This is a genomic window from Enterobacter cloacae complex sp. 2021EL-01169 (assembly GCF_020733125.1).
Lineage (GTDB): Bacteria > Pseudomonadota > Gammaproteobacteria > Enterobacterales > Enterobacteriaceae > Enterobacter > Enterobacter roggenkampii.
On the sequence record NZ_JAJFTC010000002.1, the window covers coordinates 493,557 to 516,211 of the forward strand.

Below are 22,655 nucleotides of genomic sequence, written 5' to 3' on the forward strand. Positions count from 1 at the left end.
CATTAGTAAGTACGAATCTTCGGCGGGAACGCCGGACGCAGTTTCGGTTCCATGTTGACGCTACGACGCGTCATGGTTTCCGACTCTGGCAGATACAGGGAATGGCACAGCCAGTTTTCGTCATCACGCTCCGGGAAGTCGAAGCGGCTATGCGCGCCACGGCTTTCGGTACGGAAGTTTGCCGACATCGCGGTCGCGAACGCGGTTTCCATCAGGTTATCCAGCTCCAGGCACTCAACGCGCTGGGTGTTGAACTCGCTGGAGGTGTCGTCCAGACGGGCATTTTTCAGACGCTCGCGGATCGCTTTCAGCTGCTCAAGACCTTTGGCCATCGCGTCGCCTTCGCGGAATACCGAGAAGTTGTGCTGCATGCATTCCTGCAGCGCTTTACGGATTTCCACCGGATCTTCGCCGTTACGGTTGCCGTTCCAGCGGTTGAGGCGCTCAAGAGAGGCATCAATTTCGTCGTCGGTCGCGTCACGCAGCGCGCCCTGCTCGGCAATGGATTCCTGCAGATGCAGACCCACTGCGCGACCAAACACCACCAGATCCAGCAGCGAGTTGCCGCCCAGACGGTTTGCGCCGTGTACGGATACGCAGGCAATTTCACCCACCGCGAACAGGCCAGGAATGACCACGTCTTCGCCCTGCTCGTTCACGGTCAGCGCCTGACCGGTCACTTTGGTCGGAATACCGCCCATCATGTAGTGGCAGGTTGGGATAACCGGAATCGGCTCTTTCACCGGATCGACGTGCGCGAAGGTGCGGGACAGTTCCAGGATGCCCGGCAGACGGGATTCCAGCACTTCTTTACCCAGGTGGTCGAGCTTCAGCTTGGCGTGTGGACCCCAAGGGCCGTCACAGCCGCGGCCTTCACGAATTTCGATCATGATGGAACGCGCCACCACGTCACGACCCGCCAGGTCTTTCGCATTCGGGGCATAACGCTCCATGAAGCGCTCGCCGTGTTTATTCAGCAGGTAGCCACCTTCACCACGGCAGCCTTCTGTTACCAGCACGCCTGCACCGGCGATGCCGGTTGGGTGGAACTGCCACATCTCCATATCCTGCACCGGCACGCCCGCGCGGATAGCCATACCGACACCGTCACCGGTGTTGATGTGGGCGTTGGTGGTGGACTGGTAAATACGGCCTGCACCGCCGGTCGCCAGCACGGTTGCGCGGGCTTTGAAGTAGACCACTTCACCGGTTTCGATGCACAGCGCGGTACAACCAACGATGGCGCCATCGGCGTTTTTCACCAGATCCAGCGCATACCATTCGGAGAAGATGGTGGTGTGGTTTTTCAGGTTCTGCTGATACAGGGTGTGCAGCAGCGCGTGACCGGTACGGTCAGCCGCCGCCGCGGTGCGTGCCGCCTGCTCGCCGCCGAAGTTTTTCGACTGGCCGCCAAACGGACGCTGATAGATGGTGCCATTTTCCAGACGGGAGAACGGCAGACCCATGTGGTCCAGCTCCAGAATCGCTTCCGGGCCGGTTTTACACATATATTCGATGGCATCCTGGTCACCGATGTAATCGGAACCTTTTACCGTGTCATACATGTGCCATTCCCAGTTATCTTCATGGGAGTTACCCAGCGCAACGGTAATACCGCCCTGCGCAGACACAGTATGGGAACGGGTTGGGAAGACTTTAGAGAGCAGCGCACAGCTCTGGCCACTCTGGGAAATTTGCAGTGCGGCACGCATACCTGCGCCACCGGCACCAATCACAACAGCATCAAATTCTCTGACTGGCAGTTTCATTACACACCCCACACCACAACGAATCCATAAATAACGTAAACCACCAGTGCAACCACAATGGCCAGCTGCAGTGGAAGGCGAATCGCCAGCGGTTTAACGTAATCGGTCAACACCTGCCACATGCCAATCCAGGCATGAATAAGGATGGAGAAAAGGGCCAGCAGGGTGAACACTTTGGTGAAGGCGGATCCGAAGAACCCACTCCAGATTTCCCACGTCAGCGTGCCGCTGGTCGCGAAGAAACCGATCATATAGATGATGTAGAGGGTGAGAACGATGGCGGTAGCACGGACCAGAATGAAGTCATGTACGCCGTTGCGTCCTAATGCGGAGGCGTTGCTTACCATACGAGAACTCCTGCGAGAAGTGAAAGCACGACTGTAATCACAAATGAAATGTTAGCGGAGCGCTTCCCGGCTTCGAAAGTCTCTTCCAGGTAGCCAAAGTCCATCAGCATATGGCGAACACCCACCACAACGTGGTACGCCAGCGCGGTCAGAATGCCCCACATGATGAATTTCACGAAGAAGCTGTTCATGATGGCAGAGGCCTGGAGGAATCCTTCAGGAGAAGAGAGGCTGGTGCCCAGTAACCACAGCAGAATACCGACCGCCACAAACGTAATCACACCAGAAACACGGTGCAGAATGGACGCTATTGCTGTTACGGGGAACCGGATCGTTTTGAGATCCAGATTGACAGGTCTTTGTTTTTTCACATTTCTTATCATGAATAACGCCCACATGCTGTTCTTATTGTTTCCTTCCTCCGGACTGCGATGCGGGTCAGACAGCGTTCCTTTTCTATAACTGCGCGTCATGCAAAACAGTGCTTCCAGATGCTTAAACGACACATTACAACGCTGGGTGGCTCGGGATTGCAGGGTGTTCCGGAGACCTGGCGGCAGTATAGGCCGTTCACAAAATCATTACAATTAACCTACATACAGTTTGTCGGGTTTTCTCTGGAACAGTGATCAGGGTCACGATAACAACATCTTTTTAATTTTTAATCATCTGATTTGACAAATGTTAAACAATATTGTTACAAACGTCATCAGAAAAGGCATATAATGCGCAAAAGTTATGAGGTCTCTCTTTCACCTGACAAATAGTTATGTAACAGTGTGATGGTATTGACCGAAGTTATCAGGACAGTTATTAGTGATATACAGGTTTGAATAATTCGGACTGCAAAAACGCTGATTTGCTGTTGTTTCACTGATATTTCATTCGTTTACCTGCAAGGCGCCATAGCTCTGTACCCTGGTTTGTCCTCGTGAGCTGAGCGGTAAGCCAAATAACAATCTGGTAACGGTGATTAACAGCTGAAAGCAAATCCGGTAAAGCGCAGTCTTAAGCATAAGGCGCTAAGGAGACCGTAAATGGCTGATACAAAGGCAACGCTCACCCTAAATGGTGACACTGCTATTGAACTGGATGTGCTAAAAGGCACGCTCGGTCAGGATGTTATTGATATCCGTACGCTGGGTTCCAAAGGGGTATTCACCTTTGACCCTGGATTTACCTCTACCGCATCTTGCGAATCCAAAATCACCTTTATCGACGGTGACGAAGGTATCCTGCTCCATCGCGGCTTCCCTATCGATCAGTTAGCCACCGAATCCAACTATCTGGAAGTGTGCTACATCCTGCTGAACGGCGAAAAACCGACGCAGGCCCAGTTCGATGAATTTAAAACCACCGTGACCCGTCACACCATGATCCATGAGCAGATTACCCGTCTGTTCCATGCGTTCCGTCGTGACTCTCACCCAATGGCGGTGATGTGCGGTATTACCGGTGCGCTGGCCGCGTTCTACCACGACTCCCTTGACGTGAATAACCCGCGTCACCGTGAAATCGCAGCTTACCGTCTGCTGTCCAAAATGCCTACCATGGCGGCGATGTGTTACAAATACTCCATCGGCCAGCCGTTTGTGTATCCGCGTAACGACCTCTCCTACGCGGGCAACTTCCTGCGCATGATGTTCTCCACGCCGTGCGAAGAGTACGAAGTGAACCCGGTTCTGGAACGCGCGATGGACCGTATTCTGATCCTGCATGCTGACCACGAACAGAACGCCTCGACCTCAACCGTTCGTACCGCAGGCTCTTCAGGCGCGAACCCGTTCGCCTGTATCGCTGCGGGCATCGCCTCCCTGTGGGGACCGGCGCACGGCGGCGCCAACGAAGCGGCGCTGAAGATGCTGGAAGAGATCAGCACCGTTGAGCACATTCCTGAGTTCGTGCGTCGCGCGAAAGACAAGAATGACTCCTTCCGCCTGATGGGCTTCGGTCACCGTGTTTACAAAAACTATGACCCGCGCGCCACCGTGATGCGTGAAACCTGCCACGAAGTGCTGAAAGAGCTGGGTACCAAAGATGACCTGCTGGAAGTGGCGATGGAGCTGGAACACATCGCGCTGAACGACCCGTACTTCATCGAGAAGAAACTCTACCCGAACGTCGATTTCTACTCTGGCATTATTCTGAAAGCGATGGGCATTCCGTCTTCCATGTTCACCGTGATCTTCGCCATGGCGCGTACCGTAGGCTGGATTGCGCACTGGAACGAAATGCACAGCGAAGGCATGAAGATCGCCCGTCCTCGTCAGCTGTATACCGGCTACGAGCAGCGTGATTTTAAGTCTGACCTGAAGCGCTAAAAGTTAAGCCCGGTGGCGCTACCGCTTACCGGGCCTACAAATGCGAAACGTAGGCCGGGTAAGGCGTAGCCGCCACCCGGCTTTTTTATTTTTGACAATGTGGACACCAGTAAAAGGGTCTCGAAGAGAGCATAATCCTGTCGATAATCCCGCCGCACCGCTCGCACTTCTTCCCCGCCCGATGAAATACCTTGAACCGGAACAGCGCCCCGTGGTGCTTGTTTTCATCTACGATGCCACGCGTGTTGTACGACAGCCGCGGAATGTCCAGCAGCGCGTGGGACAGCGCCTCCAGCTGTTCATCGCTCAGCTGAGAAGCTTTGTGCTGCGGTGCCAGCCCGACTTCCCAGAGGATCTCCACCCGCAGGTAGTTGCCAAGCCCGGCGAGAAAGGCCTGGTCAAGGAACAGGCCGGAAAACTGCCGGTTGCGGAATGTGGGCGATAGCAGTCGTTCCTTCACATCGCTCGCCGTCAGGCGCATATCCAGCACGTCCGGCCCAACCCGCTGTAAGAACGGGTGCGTGAGCAACTGCTCAGGCGTTAACATTTCGATATCAGAAGCGCTATAGAGCAGGATCGCCTTATCCGCCGTTTGCAGCCTGACGCGCAGCACGCGGGTCGTTTGCGGCTGTTCACCCGCCTCCACCACGCGCCACACGCCGTAAAGCTGGTTATGGCTATATAACGTCAGGTTATGGGAAAAGTGCGTGAGCAACGCTTTGCCGCGCGTTTCAATATGCGTTACCGCCTGCCCCACCAGCTGTGATTCAAACGGTTTCAGTTGAGGAAAAGCAAACCAGACCTCCGTCAGCGGTTTGCCCTTTATCGCCGCCTCGAGGCTATCCGCCGCGCGGCGGATCTCCGGGCCTTCTGGCATTTTTCTGTCCTTTTATCATTAATCTGCGCTGACAAGAATGCCCTCTTCAGCGAACGCGGCCCGCAGGCGGCGCGCGAACTGGAGCGCATGCTCGCCATCGCCGTGTAAACATACCGTATCCGCCTGAACGTGCGCCGTTGTGCCATCCACGGCGGTCACTCGCCCGTAGCGCACCATCTCCAGCGTCTGCGCCAGCGCTTTCGCTTCATCGGTAATCAGCGCACCGGCTTGCGTGCGCGGAACCAGACTGCCGTCCGGCATGTATCCCCGATCGGCAAACACCTCCTGCCGCGTGGTCAGCCCCAGCCGTTCTCCGGCACGAATAAGCTCACTGCCCGCCAGGCCGACCAGAATCAGCTGCGGATTACAGTCCCGCACCGCACGGGCAATCGCCGCCGCCAGCACCGGGTCTTTTGCCGCCTGGTTATAGAGCATACCGTGCGGCTTCACGTGACGCAGTACGCCCTTCCCGGCGCGAACCATCGCCTCCAGCGCGCCAGTCTGGTAGAGCACCTGCGCGTAGACCGTCTCAGGCGGCAGGTCCATCGCGGTGCGACCAAAGTTCTCCCGGTCAGGGAAGCTCGGGTGAGCGCCAATCGCCACGCCATTTTTGATGGCATGACGCACGCTCTCCAGCATGGTTTGCGCATCGCCCGCGTGGAAGCCGCAGGCAATATTGACCGAAGAGACCAGCGTCATTAGCGCCGCGTCGGCGCTGCCGCCCTCGCCCAGATCGGCGTTTAAATCAATCTTTACCATCGAGCCTCCACGCCAGCTGTTCGAGATAGCGCTGCTGATCCTGCCGCGCCTTTAGCGCTTCCTCCAGCGAACACTGCACGAAGTGAATCGGCTGTCCGAGGGGAATTTGCGCCAGATGGTAGCGATCGGCTTCAATAATGCAGGCAATTCGCGGATAGCCCCCCGTCGTCTGCGCGTCGTTCATTAAGACGATCGGTTGCCCGTTGCCTGGAACCTGAATAACACCGGGCAACAAACCGTGGGAGAGCAGTTCCCGGTCGGTGGTCCGGATCAGCGGCTGCCCCTGCAGACGATAGCCCATTCGGTTACTCTGCGGACTAAGCTTCCACGGCGCGCGCCAGAAAGACTCTTTTGAGGCCTCGTCGAACTCATGATATTCCGGCCCCGGTAAGGCGCGGATCTGGTTTCCCCAGAGAAGTTGTTTTACCCCCTGAGCCGTCGAGAAGTGACGCGAAGAGGGCTTAATCGCCAGGCGATCGCCGTCGCGCAACAGACGTCCTTCGTGACCGCCTATCCCGGCTTTCTGATCGGTACTGGATGAGCCCAGCACCTCAGGCACATCAATGCCGCCAGCCACCGCGAGATAGCTACGCACGCCGTGCAGAGGACGCTTTAAGGTCAGACGCTGCCCGGCTTTCGCCCGCAGACGCCAGCCGGTCCACACCGCTTTGCCGTCCAGCGTGGCATCACAGCCGGCGCCGGTGAGCGCGAACCAGGTCTCCTGACCAAACTCAATGACACACTGGCCGAGCGTAATTTCGAGCGCCGCCGTGCTGCCGGGGTTGCCCACCAGCACGTTAGCGATTTCCAGTGCTGGACGGTCCAGCGCGCCACAATAGCTCACGCCGGACTGGCGCATGCCAAAGCGCCCGGCATCCTGTACGGAGGTATAAAGCCCGGCGCGAATAAGCGTTAACATACCCCCTCCTTCTGCGGGATAAAGCGAAGGGTATCGCCCGGGCGCAGGAGTATTGGCGACGCCAGCCCGGGGTCAAATAACGGGGTGGCGGTATGCCCAATAAGCTGCCAACCACCGGGCGAAGCCAGCGGATATACGCCGGTCTGCTCGCCACCAATCGCGACCGTCCCCGCCGGTACGCTCAGGCGCGGTTCAGCGCGGCGCGGCGTATGCAGCCGGGGAGATAATCCCCCCAGATACGGGAATCCGGGCTGGAATCCCAGGAACCAGACGACGTAATCCACCGAACTGTGCAGCTCAACAACCTGCTTTTCGGTGAGTCCGCAATGGTCTGCGACCACACCAAGATCCGGTCCCCCCGTACCGCCATAAACGACCGGGATCTCAATGGCACGCGATTCCGGCTCCAGCGCCTCGCTCTCTTCCCACCAGCGCTGTAAACGCTCGATGGCATCCAGCGCCAGCGTATGCGGACTACGCAGCACCACCGTGATGTTATTCATCCCCGGAATGGCTTCAACCACGTCCGGCAGATCGACCAGACGCTGGGTTAGCCGCCAGATACGCTTTTGCGTGGCAAGGGTCACCGGCGGCTCGAGCTCCAGAACCACTGCCGTTTCTCCCAGAAGATAACAACGCGCTCGCTGCACTCAGGCACCTCTCATCAGGCCGGGTTAGGGATATCAATAAAGGTTACATCCAGATCGGTATTTTCCGTCAGCCACTCGCTGAGGGCCCGAATGCCGCCGCGCTCGGTGGCATGATGGCCGGCCGCGTAGAAATGCAGCCCCTGTTCACGCGCCGAGTGAATGGTCTGCTCGGAAACCTCGCCGGTGATAAAGGCATCAACACCGAAGCGCGCGGCGCTGTCGATAAAGCCCTGCCCGCCCCCGGTGCACCAGGCAACGCGTTTTACCAGGTCCGCGCCCGTATCGCCGCACCACAGCGGGCGACGCCCCAGGCGCGCTTCAATCCACGAGGCCAGCTCCAGTCCGGGAACCGGCATCGCCAGCTCGCCCCACGGCACCAGCGGCTCGATTTCGCCCATTACGGTTATCCCCAACAGCTGCGCAAGCTGAACGTTGTTGCCCAGTTCCGGGTGTGCGTCCAGCGGCAGGTGGTAACCGTACAGGTTGATGTCATTTGCCAGCAACGTTTTCAGGCGGTTGCGCTTCATGCCGCGAATAATCGGTGATTCGTTTTTCCAGAAGTAGCCGTGATGGACAATCACCGCATCGGCTTCCTGACGGACAGCCTCGTCCAGCAGCGCCTGGCTTGCCGTGACGCCGGTGATAATTTTCTGCACCGTTTCGCGCCCTTCTACCTGCAGGCCATTTGGGCCGTAGTCGCTAAAGGAGGCGGTATTGAGTTTTTCGTTAATCAGGCGTTCCAGTTCACTGTTTTTCATCTTTATGCTCTCAAACTTTTCGGGCGGCTTCGTACGCCGCCAGCGTGGCGGTGCGCGCCTGTTTATGGTCAACAATCGGGCGGGGATAATCGAGCTTTACGCCCTGTTTATCCGCCCATGCCCACGGGTCGTGGATTGCTTTCGCAGGAACGTTCCTGAGCGCGGGCAACCAGCGGCGGATAAAGTCGCCGTTGGCATCAAATTTTTGCCCCTGAGTGGTCGGATTAAAAATCCTGAAATAGGGAGCCGCATCGGTGCCGGTAGAGGCCGCCCACTGCCAGCCGCCGTTATTCGCAGCGAGATCGCCGTCGATCAGCTGAGAGATAAAATAGCGCTCTCCGATACGCCAGTCGATAAGCAGATCCTTCACCAGAAAGCTGGCGGTAATCATTCGCAGGCGGTTGTGCATCCACCCGGTTTCATTCAGCTGGCGCATGGCAGCATCAACAATCGGATAGCCCGTTTCCCCTTTTTGCCAGGCCTGTAAACGTGCCTCATCGTGCTGCCATTTTACGTTGTCGGTCCAGGGGATGAACGGACGATGCTTACAGAGATCGGGATGATACGTCATCAGATGGCGATAGAATTCACGCCAGATGAGTTCGTTCAGCCACACCGAACCCGCCCCGCCGTCCATCGCCTGCGGCTGCTCGGCCAGAAGACGATGTAAACACTGGCGAGGAGAGAGTACGCCCAGCGCCAGGCTTGCCGATAAGCGGCTTGTCCCTTCAATCGCCGGGAAATCCCTGCGCGCGTCGTACTCTCCCGCGCCCTGTTTGCAAAACTGGCGCAGCTTCGCAATTGCTGCCTTCTCGTTTGCGGGGAACAGAAGCTCATCGAATGCCTGTTGGGGATAGTTAAACGTTAATTCAGGCAGCGTGGTTATAGCTTCCCCTCTGGCTGCGGGTGCGGGTACGCACTCCGGCAGCGCCTCTTTCAGACGTTTAACAAAAGCATTTTTAAACGGTGTGAACACTTTATACATTTCATGGCCGCCGGTCATGACGCTGCCCGGTGCCAGCATTACGCTGTCATCAAATCCTTCACAAACCACCTCGCCCAGAATGTTCTCCAGTTGGCGATCCCGCAGCCGTTCGTTCAGCTCGTACTGGTAGTTATAAAAAAGATGCGTGACGCCGTTCTGCTGACATACCTCCCGCAACATCTTAAGCTGCGCGGCAAAGTCACTGACCTCTTTGTAGATCAGCGGGATACCTTTTTCAGCCAGTGAGTGTTGCAGATCGTTCAGATGCGATTTGAGGTAAGCCGCCTGCCGCGGGGCCATATCATGCTGCTGCCACTGCTCAGGCGTAGCGATAAACAGCGCCAGCACGCTGGCGTCATCGGAACGGCAGGCTGCCGCGAGTGCGAAGTTGTCATGTACGCGCAGGTCCGCGCGAAACCAAACCAGATGGGTGGGCATAAAACTCCAGGCTATTGTCCATTATGTCCGTAAGGGCATGCCGTAAAAGGAAAAAGCATGCATTGAACTACTTTGCCATGAAGTGTAGACGGGATGAAATAAAAAAGGCCGCCCAAGGCGGCCTTACAGACTGATGACAAGGTGCATGCTGTGCATTTCGCCCGGCGGCGCTACGCTTGCAAGGGCCTACAATGAAACATGCAATGCATTGATCTCTTTGCCCTGTGTAGGCCGGGTAAGCGCAGCGTCACCCGGCAAGAAAGACGGCTATTATGTGCCTGTAAACCCTGACGAGGGGCTATCACTCCCCCGGCGTTTTTTTCTGGGTGTCGTCTTAGTATCAGTAAAAATCGCAGGTCGCTTTCTCGGCCTGATCCATCCACACCGGCTTCTCGCTGGTTTTCGCCCAGACGCGGTGCAGATAGCTATAAAAACGTGCACGATCTTTCCAGAACAGCATCACCGGCAGAGCCAGCACGCCAGCCACTACGGCGAAAGCGCGGCGCATGAACACGATATGAGCCGGAAACTCTTTATAAAGATCCATATTTTTCTCCCCTATAGTTGGCCGGAAACGTCATCCGGAAAATTCAAAATCTGTGACCTGGCTAAAATAATATCGCTTTGTTTGTAATTTTACTACTCATCCGACCACTTATTTTCGTCCGTTTAGCGAAAATTTACATTCACGCCGTAATTAAGTTACAAAAAAGTTAACGATTTACTTATCAATAGTTAAATTGTGGGCTTTGCCATTTTTATACTTTTTTTACACCCGCCCTTCTCATTTTTGCGAAATCTTTGCGCCATAAATCCTACCGTTAGCACAACAACAAAAGTCACCCGGAGGTGGATTGTGAGTGCAGGTCTTATTGCCGGCATCGTGCTGGTGTTCCTGTTATTGGGTTATCTGGTTTATGCCCTGATTAATGCGGAGGCATTCTGATGGCTGCTCAGGCGTTTTTGCTTATTGCCAGTTTCTTAGTGGTGTTGTTCGTCCTGGCAAGGCCACTGGGCTCGGGGCTGGCACGGCTGATCAATAACGTTCCCCTGCCCGGCACGGGAGGCGTTGAAAAAGGGATCTGGCGCGTACTGGGTATAGACGATCGGGAGATGAACTGGCGTGACTATCTGATCGCCATTCTGCTGCTGAATATCGTTGGCCTCATCGCGCTTTTTGCCATGCTGATGTTGCAGGGTGTCCTGCCTTTGAATCCGCAGCAGTTACCGGGCCTGTCCTGGCATCTGGCGCTAAACACGGCGGTCAGTTTTGTCACCAACACCAACTGGCAGTCCTATGCCGGTGAAACCACGCTCAGCTACTTCAGCCAGATGGTCGGGCTAACCGTGCAGAACTTCCTCTCTGCCGCCAGCGGTATTGCGGTGATCTTCGCGCTAACGCGGGCGTTTGCGCGCCAAAAAGTGAGCACGCTGGGTAACGCATGGGTAGACCTGACGCGCATTACGCTGTGGATCCTGCTGCCGATTGCGCTGCTGATCGCGCTGTTCTTCATACAGCAGGGCAGCCTGCAAAACCTGCTGCCTTACGCACCTTATACCTCGCTGGAAGGCGCAAAACAGCTCCTGCCGATGGGGCCAGTGGCGTCGCAGGAAGCCATCAAAATGCTCGGAACGAACGGTGGCGGCTTCTTCAATGCCAACTCGTCGCACCCGTTCGAAAACCCGACCGCCCTGACCAATTTTGTGCAGATGCTGGCGATTTTCCTGATCCCCGCCGCGCTCTGCTTTGCCTTTGGCGACGTGGTCAACGATCGCCGCCAGGGGCGTACCCTGCTCTGGACCATGTCGCTGATCTTTGTGGTCTGTGTTGCGCTGGTGATGTGGGCCGAATGGCAGGGTAATCCGCACTTCCTCTCACTGGGTGCAGATAGCGCAATCAACATGGAAGGTAAAGAGAGCCGCTTTGGCATTCTCGCCAGTAGCCTGTATGCGGTGGTCACCACGGCAGCGTCGTGCGGGGCCGTCAATGCCATGCATGATTCCTTTACGGCGCTGGGCGGCATGATCCCGATGTGGCTGATGCAGATTGGTGAGGTGGTGTTTGGCGGCGTGGGCTCCGGTCTTTACGGCATGCTGCTGTTCGTGCTGCTGGCGGTGTTTATTGCCGGTCTGATGATTGGCCGCACCCCGGAGTATCTGGGTAAAAAGATCGACGTTCGCGAGATGAAGTTAACCGCACTGGCAATTCTGGTCACCCCGGCTCTCGTGCTGCTCGGCACCGCGCTGGCGTTGATGACCGAGGCTGGACGCAGCGGCATCTTTAACCCCGGCATTCACGGTTTTAGCGAAGTGCTGTATGCCGTCTCCTCTGCCGCCAACAACAACGGCAGCGCCTTTGCAGGCTTAAGCGCCAACTCTCCGTTCTGGAACTGTCTGCTGGCGTTCTGCATGTTCGTGGGCCGCTTCGGGATCATTGTGCCGGTTATGGCGATAGCCGGATCGCTGGTGAACAAAAAAATCCAACCGACCACCACCGGAACGTTACCGACCCACGGCGCGCTGTTTATCGGCCTGCTGACGGGCACCGTGTTGCTGGTCGGCGCCCTGACCTTTATCCCCGCCCTCGCGTTAGGCCCGGTCGCGGAATACCTCTCTTTACGCTGATTTTGCGGAGAAATTGTCATGAGTCGTAAACAACTGGCCCTGTTCGAACCGTCATTAGTTCGCCAGGCGCTCATGGATGCGGTGAAAAAGCTGAGCCCGCGCGTGCAGTGGCACAACCCGGTGATGTTTATCGTCTGGGCGGGAAGCGTCCTGACCACCGCCCTGGCGATTGCCATGGGAACGGGCCATATGCCGGGAAATGCGATGTTTACCGGCGCCATCAGCCTGTGGCTGTGGTTTACCGTGCTGTTCGCCAACTTTGCGGAAGCGCTGGCGGAAGGCCGGAGCAAAGCCCAGGCCAACAGCCTGAAAGGGGTGAAAAAGACCGCCTTCGCACGCAAGCTACGTGAGCCGAAGTACGGCGCGCAGATGGACCACGTTCCGGCAGATGAACTGCGTAAAGGCGATGTGGTGCTGGTGGAAGCCGGTGACATCATCCCTTGCGACGGCGAAGTTATTGAAGGGGGCGCATCGGTCGATGAGAGCGCTATTACCGGCGAATCCGCGCCGGTGATCCGTGAGTCCGGCGGCGATTTCGCCTCCGTGACGGGCGGGACGCGCATTCTCTCCGACTGGCTGGTGATCCAGTGCAGCGTTAACCCGGGTGAAACCTTCCTCGACCGGATGATCGCCATGGTGGAAGGCGCACAGCGCCGTAAAACGCCAAACGAGATTGCCCTGACCATCCTGCTGGTGGCCCTGACCATTGTCTTCCTGCTGGCAACCGCGACGCTGTGGCCGTTCTCTGCCTATGGCGGTACCGCGGTCACCGTCACGGTGCTGGTGGCGCTGCTGGTTTGTCTGATCCCCACCACCATCGGCGGCCTGCTGTCGGCCATCGGCGTCGCCGGCATGAGCCGTATGCTCGGTGCCAACGTCATCGCCACCAGCGGGCGTGCGGTAGAAGCCGCCGGTGACGTGGATGTCTTGCTGCTGGATAAAACCGGCACCATTACCCTCGGTAACCGTCAGGCGTCGGATTTCTTACCCGCCCCGGGCGTGGATGAAAAAACGCTGGCGGATGCCGCCCAGCTCTCATCGCTTGCCGATGAAACCCCGGAAGGCCGCAGCATTGTGATCCTCGCCAAGCAGCGCTTTAACCTGCGCCAGCGCGACGTGCAGAGCCTGCACGCCACGTTCGTGCCCTTCACGGCGCAAACCCGCATGAGCGGCATTAACATTCAGGATCGCATGATCCGTAAAGGCTCGGTTGACGCGATTCGCCGCCACATTGAGGCCAACAACGGTCATTTCCCGCCGGAAGTGGACAGCCTGGTCGAAAGCGTGGCCCGTCAGGGGGCGACGCCGCTGGTGGTGGCCGAAGGCGCGCGCGTGCTCGGGGTCATTGCCCTGAAGGACATCGTCAAAGGCGGCATCAAAGAGCGCTTTGCCCAGCTGCGTAAAATGGGGATCAAAACGGTGATGATCACCGGGGATAACCGTCTTACCGCCGCGGCGATTGCCGCCGAAGCGGGCGTGGATGATTTCCTTTCCGAAGCCACACCGGAAGCCAAGCTGGCACTGATTCGTCAGTATCAGGCGGAAGGCCGTCTGGTGGCGATGACCGGTGACGGGACCAACGATGCTCCCGCCCTCGCGCAGGCCGACGTGGCGGTGGCGATGAACTCCGGTACCCAGGCCGCAAAAGAGGCGGGCAACATGGTCGACCTCGACTCTAACCCGACCAAGCTGATTGAAGTGGTGCACATCGGCAAACAGATGCTGATGACGCGCGGTTCGCTGACCACGTTCAGTATCGCCAACGACGTGGCGAAGTATTTCGCCATCATTCCGGCCGCGTTTGCTGCGACCTATCCGCAATTAAACGCCCTGAACGTGATGCACCTGCACTCTCCGGCCTCGGCCATTCTGAGCGCAGTGATTTTTAACGCCCTGATTATTGTCTTCCTGATCCCGCTGGCGCTGAAGGGCGTGAGCTATAAGCCGCTCACGGCGGCCGCCATGCTGCGCCGCAACCTGTGGATTTACGGCCTGGGCGGGCTGGTGGTGCCCTTCGTCGGTATCAAGGTTATCGATCTGCTGTTGACCCTGTTCGGGCTGGTTTAAAAGGTGAATCAAATGACGATGTTACGCCCCGCTATACTTTTGTTTATTCTGCTGTCTCTCATTACCGGCGGGCTGTACCCGCTGGTAACCACCGCGCTGGGCCAGTGGTGGTTTAAGGATCAGGCCAACGGCTCGCTGATACTGCAAAACGGTGAAAACCGCGGTTCACGCCTGATTGGTCAGAACTTTACGGATGCTCGCTACTTCCAGGGACGCCCTTCCGCCACTGCCGAAAGCCCGTATAATCCGATGGCATCCGGCGGCAGTAACCTGGCGGGCAGCAACCCGGAGCTGGACAAAGCAGTCGCTGAACGCGTGGCAACCCTGCGCGCCGCGAATCCGCAGGCCAGCCGCGAGGTGCCCGTAGAGCTGGTGACCGCCTCGGCCAGCGGGCTGGACTACAGCCTGACGCCGGCAGCGGTGGCCTGGCAGATCCCGCGCGTCGCCGCCGTCCGTCAGTTGACCGTGGAACAGGTGAGCCAGTTGGTGGCAGAGCACACGCAAAAGCCGCTGGTCAGCTTCATCGGCATGCCCGTGGTAAATATTGTTGAGCTGAATCTGGCGCTGGACGCGCTAAGGAAAAACTAAATGACCGACGAGCCCATGCGCCCGGATCCGGACAGGCTGCTTGAACAGACGGCTGAAGCCCATCGCGGCAAACTGAAAATTTTCTTTGGCGCCTGCGCGGGCGTCGGGAAAACCTTCGCCATGCTGACGGAAGCCCAGCGGCTTCGGGCGCAGGGGCTCGATATTCTGATCGGCGTGGTTGAAACCCACGGACGTAAAGAGACGGCATCACTGCTGAAGGGGCTGGCTACCCAGCCGCCCCGCCGCATCAGCCACCGCGGTCGGTTAGTCACCGAATTCGATCTCGATGCCGCCCTCGCCCGCCGCCCCGCGCTTATCCTGATGGACGAGCTGGCGCACAGCAATGCGCCAGGCTCGCGCCACCCCAAACGCTGGCAGGACGTTGAAGAATTACTTGAAGCCGGTATCGATGTGTTCACCACGGTTAACGTTCAGCATCTCGAAAGCCTGAACGACGTGGTCAGCGGCGTGACCGGCATTCAGGTACGCGAGACGGTGCCCGATCCCTTCTTCGATTCCGCCGATGAGGTGGTGCTGGTCGACCTGCTGCCCGATGATTTACGCCAGCGCCTGCACGAAGGCAAAGTCTATATCGCCGGCCAGGCCGAGCGCGCCATCGAACATTTCTTCCGTAAAGGCAACCTGATTGCCCTGCGCGAGCTGGCCCTGCGCCGAACCGCCGACCGGGTGGACGATCAGATGCGCGCCTGGCGCGATTTACAGGGACAGGAACGCGTCTGGCACACGCGGGACGCCATCCTGCTGTGCGTGGGCCACGGCAGCGGCAATGAAAAGCTTGTCCGCACCGCCGCGCGCCTGGCTGCCAAATTTGGCAGCGTCTGGCATGCGGTATATGTCGAAACGCCGCAGCTGCACGCGCTGCCCGAAAACCAGCGCCGCGCGATCCTGAGTTCGCTGCGCCTGGCGCAGGAGCTGGGCGCGGAAACCGCCACCCTTTCCGATCCGCAGGAAGATAAAGCGATTCTGCGCTACGCGCGCGAGCATAACCTGGGGAAAATCGTCATCGGCCGTCGCCAGCATCGCCGCTGGTTTAGCCGCGAATCCTTTGCCGACAAGCTGGCCCGTCGCGCGCCGGATCTGGATCTGGTGATCGTGGCGCTGGATGACAAACCTACTCCCTTACCCAATCGCGCGCCGGACAGCCGTACCTTCAGCGATAAATGGCGCATTCAGCTTCGCGGCTGTCTCGTCGCCGTCGTGCTCTGCGCCCTGATTACCGTGATTGCCAGCCAGTGGCTGATTGCGTTTGATGCAGCCAACCTGGTGATGATCTACCTTTTGGGCGTGGTGGTGGTGGCGCTCTTCTACGGGCGCTGGCCGTCGGTCCTGGCGACGGTGATCAACGTCATCAGCTTCGATCTGTTCTTTATTGCCCCCCGCGGTACGCTGGCCGTCTCGGACGTGCAGTACATCCTCACCTTTGCCGTCATGCTCACCGTCGGGCTGGTGATCGGCAATCTGACGGCGGGCGTGCGCTATCAGGCGCGCATCGCCCGCTATCGCGAACAGCGCACGCGCCATCTCTATGAGATGTCGAAATCGCTGGCGGTGGGCCGCACGCCGCTGGATATCGTGCAGACCAGCGAGCAGTTTATCCGCTCGACGTTTCATGCCAGCAACCTGATTTTACTCCCGGACGAACACGGCAAGCTGCGCCCGCTGACCTCCGCCACAGGCATGACGCCCTGGGACGAAGCCATCGCGCGCTGGAGCTTTGACAAAGGCTTACCGGCGGGCGCAGGGACCGACACCCTCCCCGGCGTGCCCTACCAAATTCTGCCCCTGCGCAGCGCCGATAAAAATCAGGGGCTGGTCATCGTGGAGCCTTCCAACCTGCGCCAGCTGATGATCCCCGAACAGCAGCGTTTACTGGAGACGTTTACGCTGCTGGTTGCCAGCGCGCTGGAACGACTGGCCCTCACCGCCAGCGAGGAACAGGCCCGGCTGGCGAGCGAGCGTGAAAGCATTCGTAACTCGCTGCTGGCGGCGCTGTCTCACGATCTGCGTACCCCGCTCACCGTCCTGTTTGGTCAGTCAGAAATTCTGACGCTGGACCTGGCGGCGGAAGGCTCTAAACATGCCCTTCAGGCCAGCGAGATCCGCCAGCACGTGCTGAATACCACGCGCCTGGTGAATAACCTGCTCGACATGGCGCGTATCCAGTCGGGCGGATTTAACCTCAAAAAAGAGTGGCTCACGCTGGAAGAGGTGGTGGGCAGCGCGCTGAAAATGCTCGAGCCCGGCCTGGGCGGGCGACATATTGCGCTGAACATGCCCGAGCCCCTGACCTTAATTCATGTTGATGGTCCGCTGTTTGAACGGGTGCTGATCAACCTGTTGGAAAATGCCGCCAAATATGCGGGCGCCAGCGCGCAGATTGGGGTGGATGCGACGGTGGACGACGGCGCGCTTCGCCTTAACGTCTGGGATACCGCCCCGGGCATTCCTGCCGGGCAGGAGTTGGCTATTTTCGAGAAATTCGCGCGCGGCAATAAGGAGTCGGCCATTCCGGGCGTGGGGCTGGGGCTGGCTATTTGCCAGGCGATCATTGACGTGCATGGCGGCTCCATTTCCGCGGAGAATCGTCCGGAAGGCGGTGCGCGTTTTTGTGTTACACTTCCTCTGGAAACCCCGCCAGAACTTAATGAATTACCAGAGGATTTGTGATCAACGTTCTGATTGTTGAAGATGAGATCGCCATTAGCCGCTTTCTGCGCGCTGCGCTGGAAGGAGACGGGCTGCGCGTCCATGATGCAGGTACGCTTCAGCGGGGGTTAATTGAAGCCGCCACCCGCAAGCCGGACCTGGTGATCCTCGATCTGGGTCTCCCGGACGGTGACGGCATCGATTTTATTCGTGAAGTCCGTCAGTGGAGCCAGATGCCGATCCTCGTGCTCTCCGCCCGTACTGAAGAGACGGATAAAATCGCCGCGCTGGATGCCGGGGCGGATGACTACCTGATTAAACCGTTTGGCATCGGCGAGCTACAGGCTCGCCTGCGCGTGGCGCTGCGTCGCCACAGCGCCACCACGCCAGCCGACCCAACCTACACGTTTGGGGATATCCGGGTTGACCTGGCCGCGCGGCGCATTGTGCGCGGCGAAGAGGAAATTCACCTCACGCCCATCGAATTTCGCCTGCTCGCCGTGCTGCTCAACAATCACGGCAAGGTTCTCACCCAGCGCCAGCTGTTAAGTCAGGTGTGGGGACCCAACGCCGTGGAACATAGTCACTATTTACGCATATATATGGGCCATCTTCGTCAGAAACTCGAAGTCGACCCCGCTCGCCCTCGCCATTTATTAACTGAAACCGGTATCGGTTATCGGTTTATGCTCTGAATAACTATTCAGTTTATTTTTAAATAAAATAAAAATCTCTCAGAAAATATTTCATAAATAATCCACTCGATATTTTTGGGTTATTTATGTCCATTTAAAACATTTGCAATACATCCTATTAACCCGATACCAACAAATCAGAATTTTGATCTGCGATATTCATCAAAAACGACTATTTATTTCTAAAATGATCGGTTAACGGTGATCTCCTTCACAGTTAATCGCGTTTTCCTGGATAAAATGACCGTGCTTTCAATTACTGAAAGGAAAATAAATCATGGAAAACAACAATCGTTTAATGCCCCATATAAGGCGGACAACACATATCATGATGTTTGCCCACCGAAACTGCTTTGACTTTCATCTCTTTAATGCCCGGTAGTCCTTCGACTTCTGGCGCATTCGCTTACAGGTCACCCTGAAACATCTTATTTTACAGGTCATTGCCTGTGAACGCGTGCGCTCATTCATTTTGATTCAGACCCATCCGCACCGGGCGGACTGAATTTCAATCATCAAAAAAGCAATGTACTGATTTTAATCAGCAGCCACCCTTTGCTTTTTTTCCGGAAAATTATCGATTTCTTTTTTGCAAGAAATCGAGGGACGCTTATTACCTAAAATAAAGAGAGAAAGATGAAAAGTTTAAAAATCGCAGCCAGCCGCGCATGTCCGGATTGCTTTACCACCCAGCGTGAACTGGTGGATGTCCGGGCCTCGGATTATATCGACGTTGCCGCTATTGTGCTGGCGGTCAGTGATATTACCGACGGCATACTGGAAGAAATAGAAGCCACCGGATTTGGCATTCCTGTTTTTGTCGCGACGCATAAAGAAGAATTCATTCCGGCAGATTATTTATCGCGCATTCATGGCGTATTTGAGTATTCAGACACCAGCAACGACTTTTATGGACGCCAGCTGGAGGCGGCTGCCCTGAAGTATGAAACCCAGCTGCGCCCGCCGTTTTTCCGCGCCCTGGTCGACTATGTAAAACAGGGCAACAGCGCGTTTGACTGTCCGGGGCATCAGGGCGGCCAGTTCTTCCGCCGCCATCCTGCCGGTAATCAGTTCGTTGATTTCTTTGGCGAGACGCTTTTCCGCGCCGATCTGTGCAACGCCGACGTGGCAATGGGCGATCTGCTGATTCACGAGGGCGCGCCGTGCATCGCACAGCAGCATGCGGCGAAGGTCTTTAATGCCGATAAGACCTACTTCGTGCTCAACGGCACCTCGTCATCCAACAAAGTGGTGCTTAACGCCCTGCTCACCCCGGGCGACCTGGTGCTGTTCGACCGTAATAACCACAAATCCAACCATCACGGTGCTCTCCTCCAGGCAGGCGCAACGCCGGTCTATCTGGAAACCGCGCGCAACCCGTACGGCTTTATCGGCGGCATTGACGCCCACTGTTTTGAAGAAAGCTATCTTCGCGAGCTGGTGGCAGAAGTCGCACCCGGCCGTGCACGCGATGCGCGTCCGTTCCGTCTGGCGGTGATCCAGCTGGGCACCTACGATGGCACCATCTATAACGCCCGCCAGGTGGTGGATAAGATTGGGCACCTGTGTGATTACATCCTGTTTGACTCGGCCTGGGTGGGTTACGAGCAGTTTATTCCAATGATGGCCGACTGCTCGCCACTGCTGCTGGAGCTGAACGAAAACGACCCGGGGATTTTGGTTACCCAGTCGGTGCATAAACAGCAGGCCGGCTTCTCCCAGACCTCGCAAATTCACAAGAAAGACAGCCACATCAAAGGTCAGCAGCGCTATGTCCCGCATAAGAGGCTGAATAATGCCTTTATGATGCACGCCTCCACCAGCCCGTTCTATCCGCTGTTTGCCGCGCTGGACATCAACGCCCGTATGCATGAAGGCCAGAGCGGCCGCAACATGTGGATGGACTGCGTGGTGAACGGGATTGAGGCGCGAAAATTAATCCTGGAGAACTGCCAGTATCTGCGCCCCTTCGTGCCGGAGACGGTGGATGGCCGTCCGTGGGAAAGCTGGGACACGGCGGAGATTGCGACCGATCTGCGCTTCTTCCACTTCGTACCGGGTGAAAACTGGCACGCTTTTGAAGGCTACGCCGAGCATCAGTATTTTATTGACCCGTGCAAGCTTCTGCTGACCACGCCGGGCATTAACGCCCGCACCGGGGAGTATGACGGCTTCGGCGTGCCTGCCACCATCCTCGCCAACTTCCTGCGTGAAAACGGCATCGTGCCGGAGAAATGCGATCTCAACTCGATCCTGTTCCTGCTCACGCCTGCGGAAGATATGGGCAAGCTGCAGCAGCTGGTGGCGCAGCTGGTGCGTTTCGAAAAACTGCTCGAGAGCGATGCTCCATTAAAAGAGGTGCTGCCTTCCATCTGCAGACAACATCCGGAACGTTACGCGGATTACACCCTGCGCCAGATCTGCCAGGAGATGCATGACCTGTACGCCCGTCACAATGTCAAACAGCTGCAGAAAGAGATGTTCCGCAAGTCTCACTTCCCGCGCGTGATGATGAACCCGCAGGACGCGAACTACGCCTATCTGCGCGGAGAAGTGGAACTGGTCTCCCTGCGCGACGCGGAAGGCCGCATCGCCGCGGAAGGCGCCCTCCCTTATCCACCGGGGGTATTGTGCGTGGTTCCAGGGGAGGTCTGGGGCGGCTCCGTGCTGCGCTACTTCGCCGCGCTGGAAGAAGGCATCAACCTGCTGCCGGGCTTCGCGCCGGAGCTGCAGGGTGTGTACGTCGAAGAGTGCGAGGGCCGCAAACAGGTTCGCTGTAACGTCATCAAACAACCCGCCGCTCAGCCCGCGCTGCTGAAAGGAGAGAAATTATGAGTAAGTCCAATAAGATGGGCGTGGTGCAGCTGACCATCCTCACCATGGTGAACATGATGGGTTCAGGGATCATTATGCTGCCCACCAAGCTTGCCGAAGTAGGAACCATTTCAATTATCTCCTGGCTGGTGACCGCCGTCGGCTCGATGGCGCTGGCGTGGGCGTTTGCCAAGTGCGGGATGTTCAGCCGCAAGTCAGGCGGCATGGGGGGCTACGCCGAGTATGCCTTTGGCAAGTCGGGCAACTTTATGGCCAACTATACCTACGGGGTGTCACTGCTGATCGCCAACGTGGCGATTGCCATCTCCGCCGTGGGCTACGGTACGGAGCTGTTTGGCGCGACGCTTAGCCCGGTACAGATTGGCCTGGCCACCATCGGCGTGCTGTGGATCTGCACCGTGGCTAACTTTGGCGGGGCGCGTATCACCGGACAGCTCTCCAGCATCACCGTCTGGGGCGTGATTATTCCAGTCGTCGGCCTGTGCATCATCGGCTGGTTCTGGTTCAGCCCGACCCTGTACGCCAACTCCTGGAACCCGCACCATGTGCCGTTCTTCAGCGCAGTCGGCTCTTCTATCGCCATGACGCTTTGGGCCTTCCTGGGCCTGGAATCCGCCTGCGCCAACGCAGAAGTGGTTGATAACCCTGAAAAGAACGTGCCGATTGCGGTCCTCGGCGGTACGCTGGGCGCAGCGGTGATCTATATCGTCTCGACAAACGTCATCGCGGGCATCGTTCCGAACATGGATCTGGCCAACTCCACGGCGCCGTTCGGGCTGGCCTTCGCGCAGATGTTCACGCCGGAAGTCGGGAAAGTGATTATGGGTCTGATGGTCATGTCATGCTGCGGTTCACTGCTTGGCTGGCAGTTCACCATCGCACAGGTATTTAAATCTTCGGCTGATGAAGGTTACTTCCCAAAAATCTTCTCCCGTGTGACCAAAGCCGATGCGCCGGTGCAGGGCATGCTGGCGATTGTTATCTTCCAGAGCGGATTGTCGCTGATGACCATTAGCCCGTCGCTGAACAGCCAGTTCAACGTGCTGGTCAACCTGGCGGTGGTGACGAACATCATTCCGTATATTCTGTCGATGGCGGCGCTGGTGATTATTCAGAAGGTTGCGAAGGTGGATCCGCGCAAGGCGCGTGCGGCCAATATCGTGGCGCTGATTGGCGCAATCTACAGCTTCTATGCGCTCTATTCCTCCGGCCAGGAAGCGATGCTGTATGGTGCGATGGTGACCTTTATGGGCTGGACGCTGTACGGTCTGGTGTCGCCGCGGTTTGAATTGAAGAATAAGCACAGTTGAAAAAAAGCCCGGTGGCGCTAGCGCTTACCGGGCCTACGATCGTTG

At 57.4% G+C, this 22,655-nt stretch carries 20 protein-coding genes; 10 read left to right on the forward strand and 10 right to left on the reverse strand.

All coding sequences use genetic code 11. The features are described from left to right. Positions 1-2: 2 nt before the first annotated feature. Genes sdhA through sdhC form a run of 3 tightly spaced genes read right to left on the reverse strand, consistent with a single transcriptional unit; the run spans position 3 to position 2,514 of the window. Positions 3-1,769 carry a succinate dehydrogenase flavoprotein subunit gene (gene sdhA, locus LLF79_RS08745; protein WP_008501089.1) on the reverse strand — a complete coding sequence of 589 codons (1,767 nt, stop codon included), beginning with the start codon at positions 1,767-1,769 and terminating at the stop codon, positions 3-5. Beyond that, complete coding sequence (gene sdhD / locus LLF79_RS08750) at positions 1,769-2,116, reverse strand: succinate dehydrogenase membrane anchor subunit (protein ID WP_008501088.1); 348 nt, start codon at positions 2,114-2,116, stop codon at positions 1,769-1,771. Before sdhD ends, sdhA begins: the two co-directional genes overlap by 1 nt. After that, positions 2,110-2,514, reverse strand: a complete 405-nt coding sequence (gene sdhC, locus LLF79_RS08755) for a succinate dehydrogenase cytochrome b556 subunit (protein WP_020684965.1) — start codon at positions 2,512-2,514, stop codon at positions 2,110-2,112. Before sdhC ends, sdhD begins: the two co-directional genes overlap by 7 nt. A gap of 639 nt (positions 2,515-3,153) precedes the next feature. On the opposite strand from sdhC, the gene LLF79_RS08760 reads away from it, so the two are divergent. Continuing rightward, positions 3,154-4,437, forward strand: a complete 1,284-nt coding sequence (locus LLF79_RS08760; RefSeq protein ID WP_008501086.1) for a citrate synthase — start codon at positions 3,154-3,156, stop codon at positions 4,435-4,437. An 85-nt stretch (positions 4,438-4,522) separates the two neighbouring features. Here LLF79_RS08760 and nei read toward each other — a convergent pair whose 3' ends face one another. From nei to LLF79_RS08795, 7 genes are all read right to left on the reverse strand, one after another. After that, positions 4,523-5,314, reverse strand: coding sequence for an endonuclease VIII (gene nei, locus LLF79_RS08765; protein WP_227879389.1), 792 nt, complete (start codon positions 5,312-5,314; stop codon positions 4,523-4,525). An 18-nt stretch (positions 5,315-5,332) separates the two neighbouring features. Further along, positions 5,333-6,073 (reverse strand): 5-oxoprolinase subunit PxpA, encoded by a 741-nt coding sequence (gene pxpA / locus LLF79_RS08770; protein ID WP_008501084.1) that lies wholly within the window; start codon positions 6,071-6,073, stop codon positions 5,333-5,335. Then, on the reverse strand, positions 6,060-6,992 hold the full coding sequence (gene pxpC / locus LLF79_RS08775) for a 5-oxoprolinase subunit PxpC (protein ID WP_021241019.1): 933 nt from the start codon (positions 6,990-6,992) through the stop codon (positions 6,060-6,062). Before pxpC ends, pxpA begins: the two co-directional genes overlap by 14 nt. Continuing rightward, positions 6,986-7,642 (reverse strand): 5-oxoprolinase subunit PxpB, encoded by a 657-nt coding sequence (gene pxpB, locus LLF79_RS08780; RefSeq protein WP_227879390.1) that lies wholly within the window; start codon positions 7,640-7,642, stop codon positions 6,986-6,988. Before pxpB ends, pxpC begins: the two co-directional genes overlap by 7 nt. 14 nt (positions 7,643-7,656) lie before the next feature. Next, positions 7,657-8,400, reverse strand: a complete 744-nt coding sequence (locus tag LLF79_RS08785; RefSeq protein ID WP_021241021.1) for a type 2 GTP cyclohydrolase I — start codon at positions 8,398-8,400, stop codon at positions 7,657-7,659. Between the two features lie 10 nt (positions 8,401-8,410). After that, positions 8,411-9,823 carry a deoxyribodipyrimidine photo-lyase gene (gene phrB, locus LLF79_RS08790; protein WP_039024417.1) on the reverse strand — a complete coding sequence of 471 codons (1,413 nt, stop codon included), beginning with the start codon at positions 9,821-9,823 and terminating at the stop codon, positions 8,411-8,413. Between the two features lie 340 nt (positions 9,824-10,163). Continuing rightward, positions 10,164-10,370 (reverse strand): YbfA family protein, encoded by a 207-nt coding sequence (locus tag LLF79_RS08795; protein ID WP_008501079.1) that lies wholly within the window; start codon positions 10,368-10,370, stop codon positions 10,164-10,166. Between the two features lie 309 nt (positions 10,371-10,679). Here LLF79_RS08795 and kdpF point away from each other — a divergent pair, with 309 nt between their 5' ends. The 9 genes from kdpF (at position 10,680) to potE (ending at position 22,610) form a co-directional block, all read left to right on the forward strand. Beyond that, a complete protein-coding gene (kdpF, locus tag LLF79_RS08800; RefSeq protein ID WP_014069365.1) occupies positions 10,680-10,769 on the forward strand; it encodes a K(+)-transporting ATPase subunit F in 90 nt (29 codons plus the stop codon). Further along, a complete protein-coding gene (gene kdpA / locus LLF79_RS08805) occupies positions 10,769-12,448 on the forward strand; it encodes a potassium-transporting ATPase subunit KdpA (RefSeq protein WP_032674373.1) in 1,680 nt (559 codons plus the stop codon). The genes kdpF and kdpA overlap by 1 nt, the downstream gene beginning before the upstream one ends. 18 nt (positions 12,449-12,466) lie before the next feature. Then, positions 12,467-14,515, forward strand: a complete 2,049-nt coding sequence (kdpB, locus tag LLF79_RS08810; protein ID WP_008501077.1) for a potassium-transporting ATPase subunit KdpB — start codon at positions 12,467-12,469, stop codon at positions 14,513-14,515. Positions 14,516-14,527: 12 nt separating this feature from the next. Continuing rightward, complete coding sequence (kdpC, locus tag LLF79_RS08815) at positions 14,528-15,103, forward strand: potassium-transporting ATPase subunit KdpC (protein WP_227879391.1); 576 nt, start codon at positions 14,528-14,530, stop codon at positions 15,101-15,103. Beyond that, complete coding sequence (gene kdpD / locus LLF79_RS08820) at positions 15,104-17,791, forward strand: two-component system sensor histidine kinase KdpD (protein ID WP_227879392.1); 2,688 nt, start codon at positions 15,104-15,106, stop codon at positions 17,789-17,791. Beyond that, positions 17,788-18,465, forward strand: coding sequence for a two-component system response regulator KdpE (gene kdpE / locus LLF79_RS08825; RefSeq protein ID WP_008501074.1), 678 nt, complete (start codon positions 17,788-17,790; stop codon positions 18,463-18,465). The genes kdpD and kdpE overlap by 4 nt, the downstream gene beginning before the upstream one ends. A gap of 277 nt (positions 18,466-18,742) precedes the next feature. Continuing rightward, positions 18,743-18,847 carry a leader peptide SpeFL gene (gene speFL / locus LLF79_RS08830; protein ID WP_003858645.1) on the forward strand — a complete coding sequence of 35 codons (105 nt, stop codon included), beginning with the start codon at positions 18,743-18,745 and terminating at the stop codon, positions 18,845-18,847. 254 nt (positions 18,848-19,101) lie between these two features. Next, a complete protein-coding gene (speF, locus tag LLF79_RS08835; RefSeq protein WP_032674369.1) occupies positions 19,102-21,300 on the forward strand; it encodes an ornithine decarboxylase SpeF in 2,199 nt (732 codons plus the stop codon). Beyond that, positions 21,297-22,610, forward strand: coding sequence for a putrescine-ornithine antiporter (gene potE, locus LLF79_RS08840; protein ID WP_008501072.1), 1,314 nt, complete (start codon positions 21,297-21,299; stop codon positions 22,608-22,610). The genes speF and potE overlap by 4 nt, the downstream gene beginning before the upstream one ends. The last annotated feature ends 45 nt before the right edge of the window (positions 22,611-22,655 follow it).

Bases quoted from the DNA above. Each gene is read 5' to 3' on its own strand.
- sdhA (WP_008501089.1), bottom strand. From the start codon at position 1,769: ATGAAACTGCCAGTCAGAGAATTTGATGCTGTTGTGATTGGTGCCGGT.
- sdhD (WP_008501088.1), bottom strand. From the start codon at position 2,116: ATGGTAAGCAACGCCTCCGCATTAGGACGCAACGGCGTACATGACTTC.
- sdhC (WP_020684965.1), bottom strand. From the start codon at position 2,514: ATGTGGGCGTTATTCATGATAAGAAATGTGAAAAAACAAAGACCTGTC.
- LLF79_RS08760 (WP_008501086.1), top strand. From the start codon at position 3,154: ATGGCTGATACAAAGGCAACGCTCACCCTAAATGGTGACACTGCTATT.
- nei (WP_227879389.1), bottom strand. From the start codon at position 5,314: ATGCCAGAAGGCCCGGAGATCCGCCGCGCGGCGGATAGCCTCGAGGCG.
- pxpA (WP_008501084.1), bottom strand. From the start codon at position 6,073: ATGGTAAAGATTGATTTAAACGCCGATCTGGGCGAGGGCGGCAGCGCC.
- pxpC (WP_021241019.1), bottom strand. From the start codon at position 6,992: ATGTTAACGCTTATTCGCGCCGGGCTTTATACCTCCGTACAGGATGCC.
- LLF79_RS08785 (WP_021241021.1), bottom strand. From the start codon at position 8,400: ATGAAAAACAGTGAACTGGAACGCCTGATTAACGAAAAACTCAATACC.
- phrB (WP_039024417.1), bottom strand. From the start codon at position 9,823: ATGCCCACCCATCTGGTTTGGTTTCGCGCGGACCTGCGCGTACATGAC.
- LLF79_RS08795 (WP_008501079.1), bottom strand. From the start codon at position 10,370: ATGGATCTTTATAAAGAGTTTCCGGCTCATATCGTGTTCATGCGCCGC.
- kdpA (WP_032674373.1), top strand. From the start codon at position 10,769: ATGGCTGCTCAGGCGTTTTTGCTTATTGCCAGTTTCTTAGTGGTGTTG.
- kdpB (WP_008501077.1), top strand. From the start codon at position 12,467: ATGAGTCGTAAACAACTGGCCCTGTTCGAACCGTCATTAGTTCGCCAG.
- kdpC (WP_227879391.1), top strand. From the start codon at position 14,528: ATGACGATGTTACGCCCCGCTATACTTTTGTTTATTCTGCTGTCTCTC.
- kdpD (WP_227879392.1), top strand. From the start codon at position 15,104: ATGACCGACGAGCCCATGCGCCCGGATCCGGACAGGCTGCTTGAACAG.
- speFL (WP_003858645.1), top strand. From the start codon at position 18,743: ATGGAAAACAACAATCGTTTAATGCCCCATATAAGGCGGACAACACAT.
- speF (WP_032674369.1), top strand. From the start codon at position 19,102: ATGAAAAGTTTAAAAATCGCAGCCAGCCGCGCATGTCCGGATTGCTTT.
- potE (WP_008501072.1), top strand. From the start codon at position 21,297: ATGAGTAAGTCCAATAAGATGGGCGTGGTGCAGCTGACCATCCTCACC.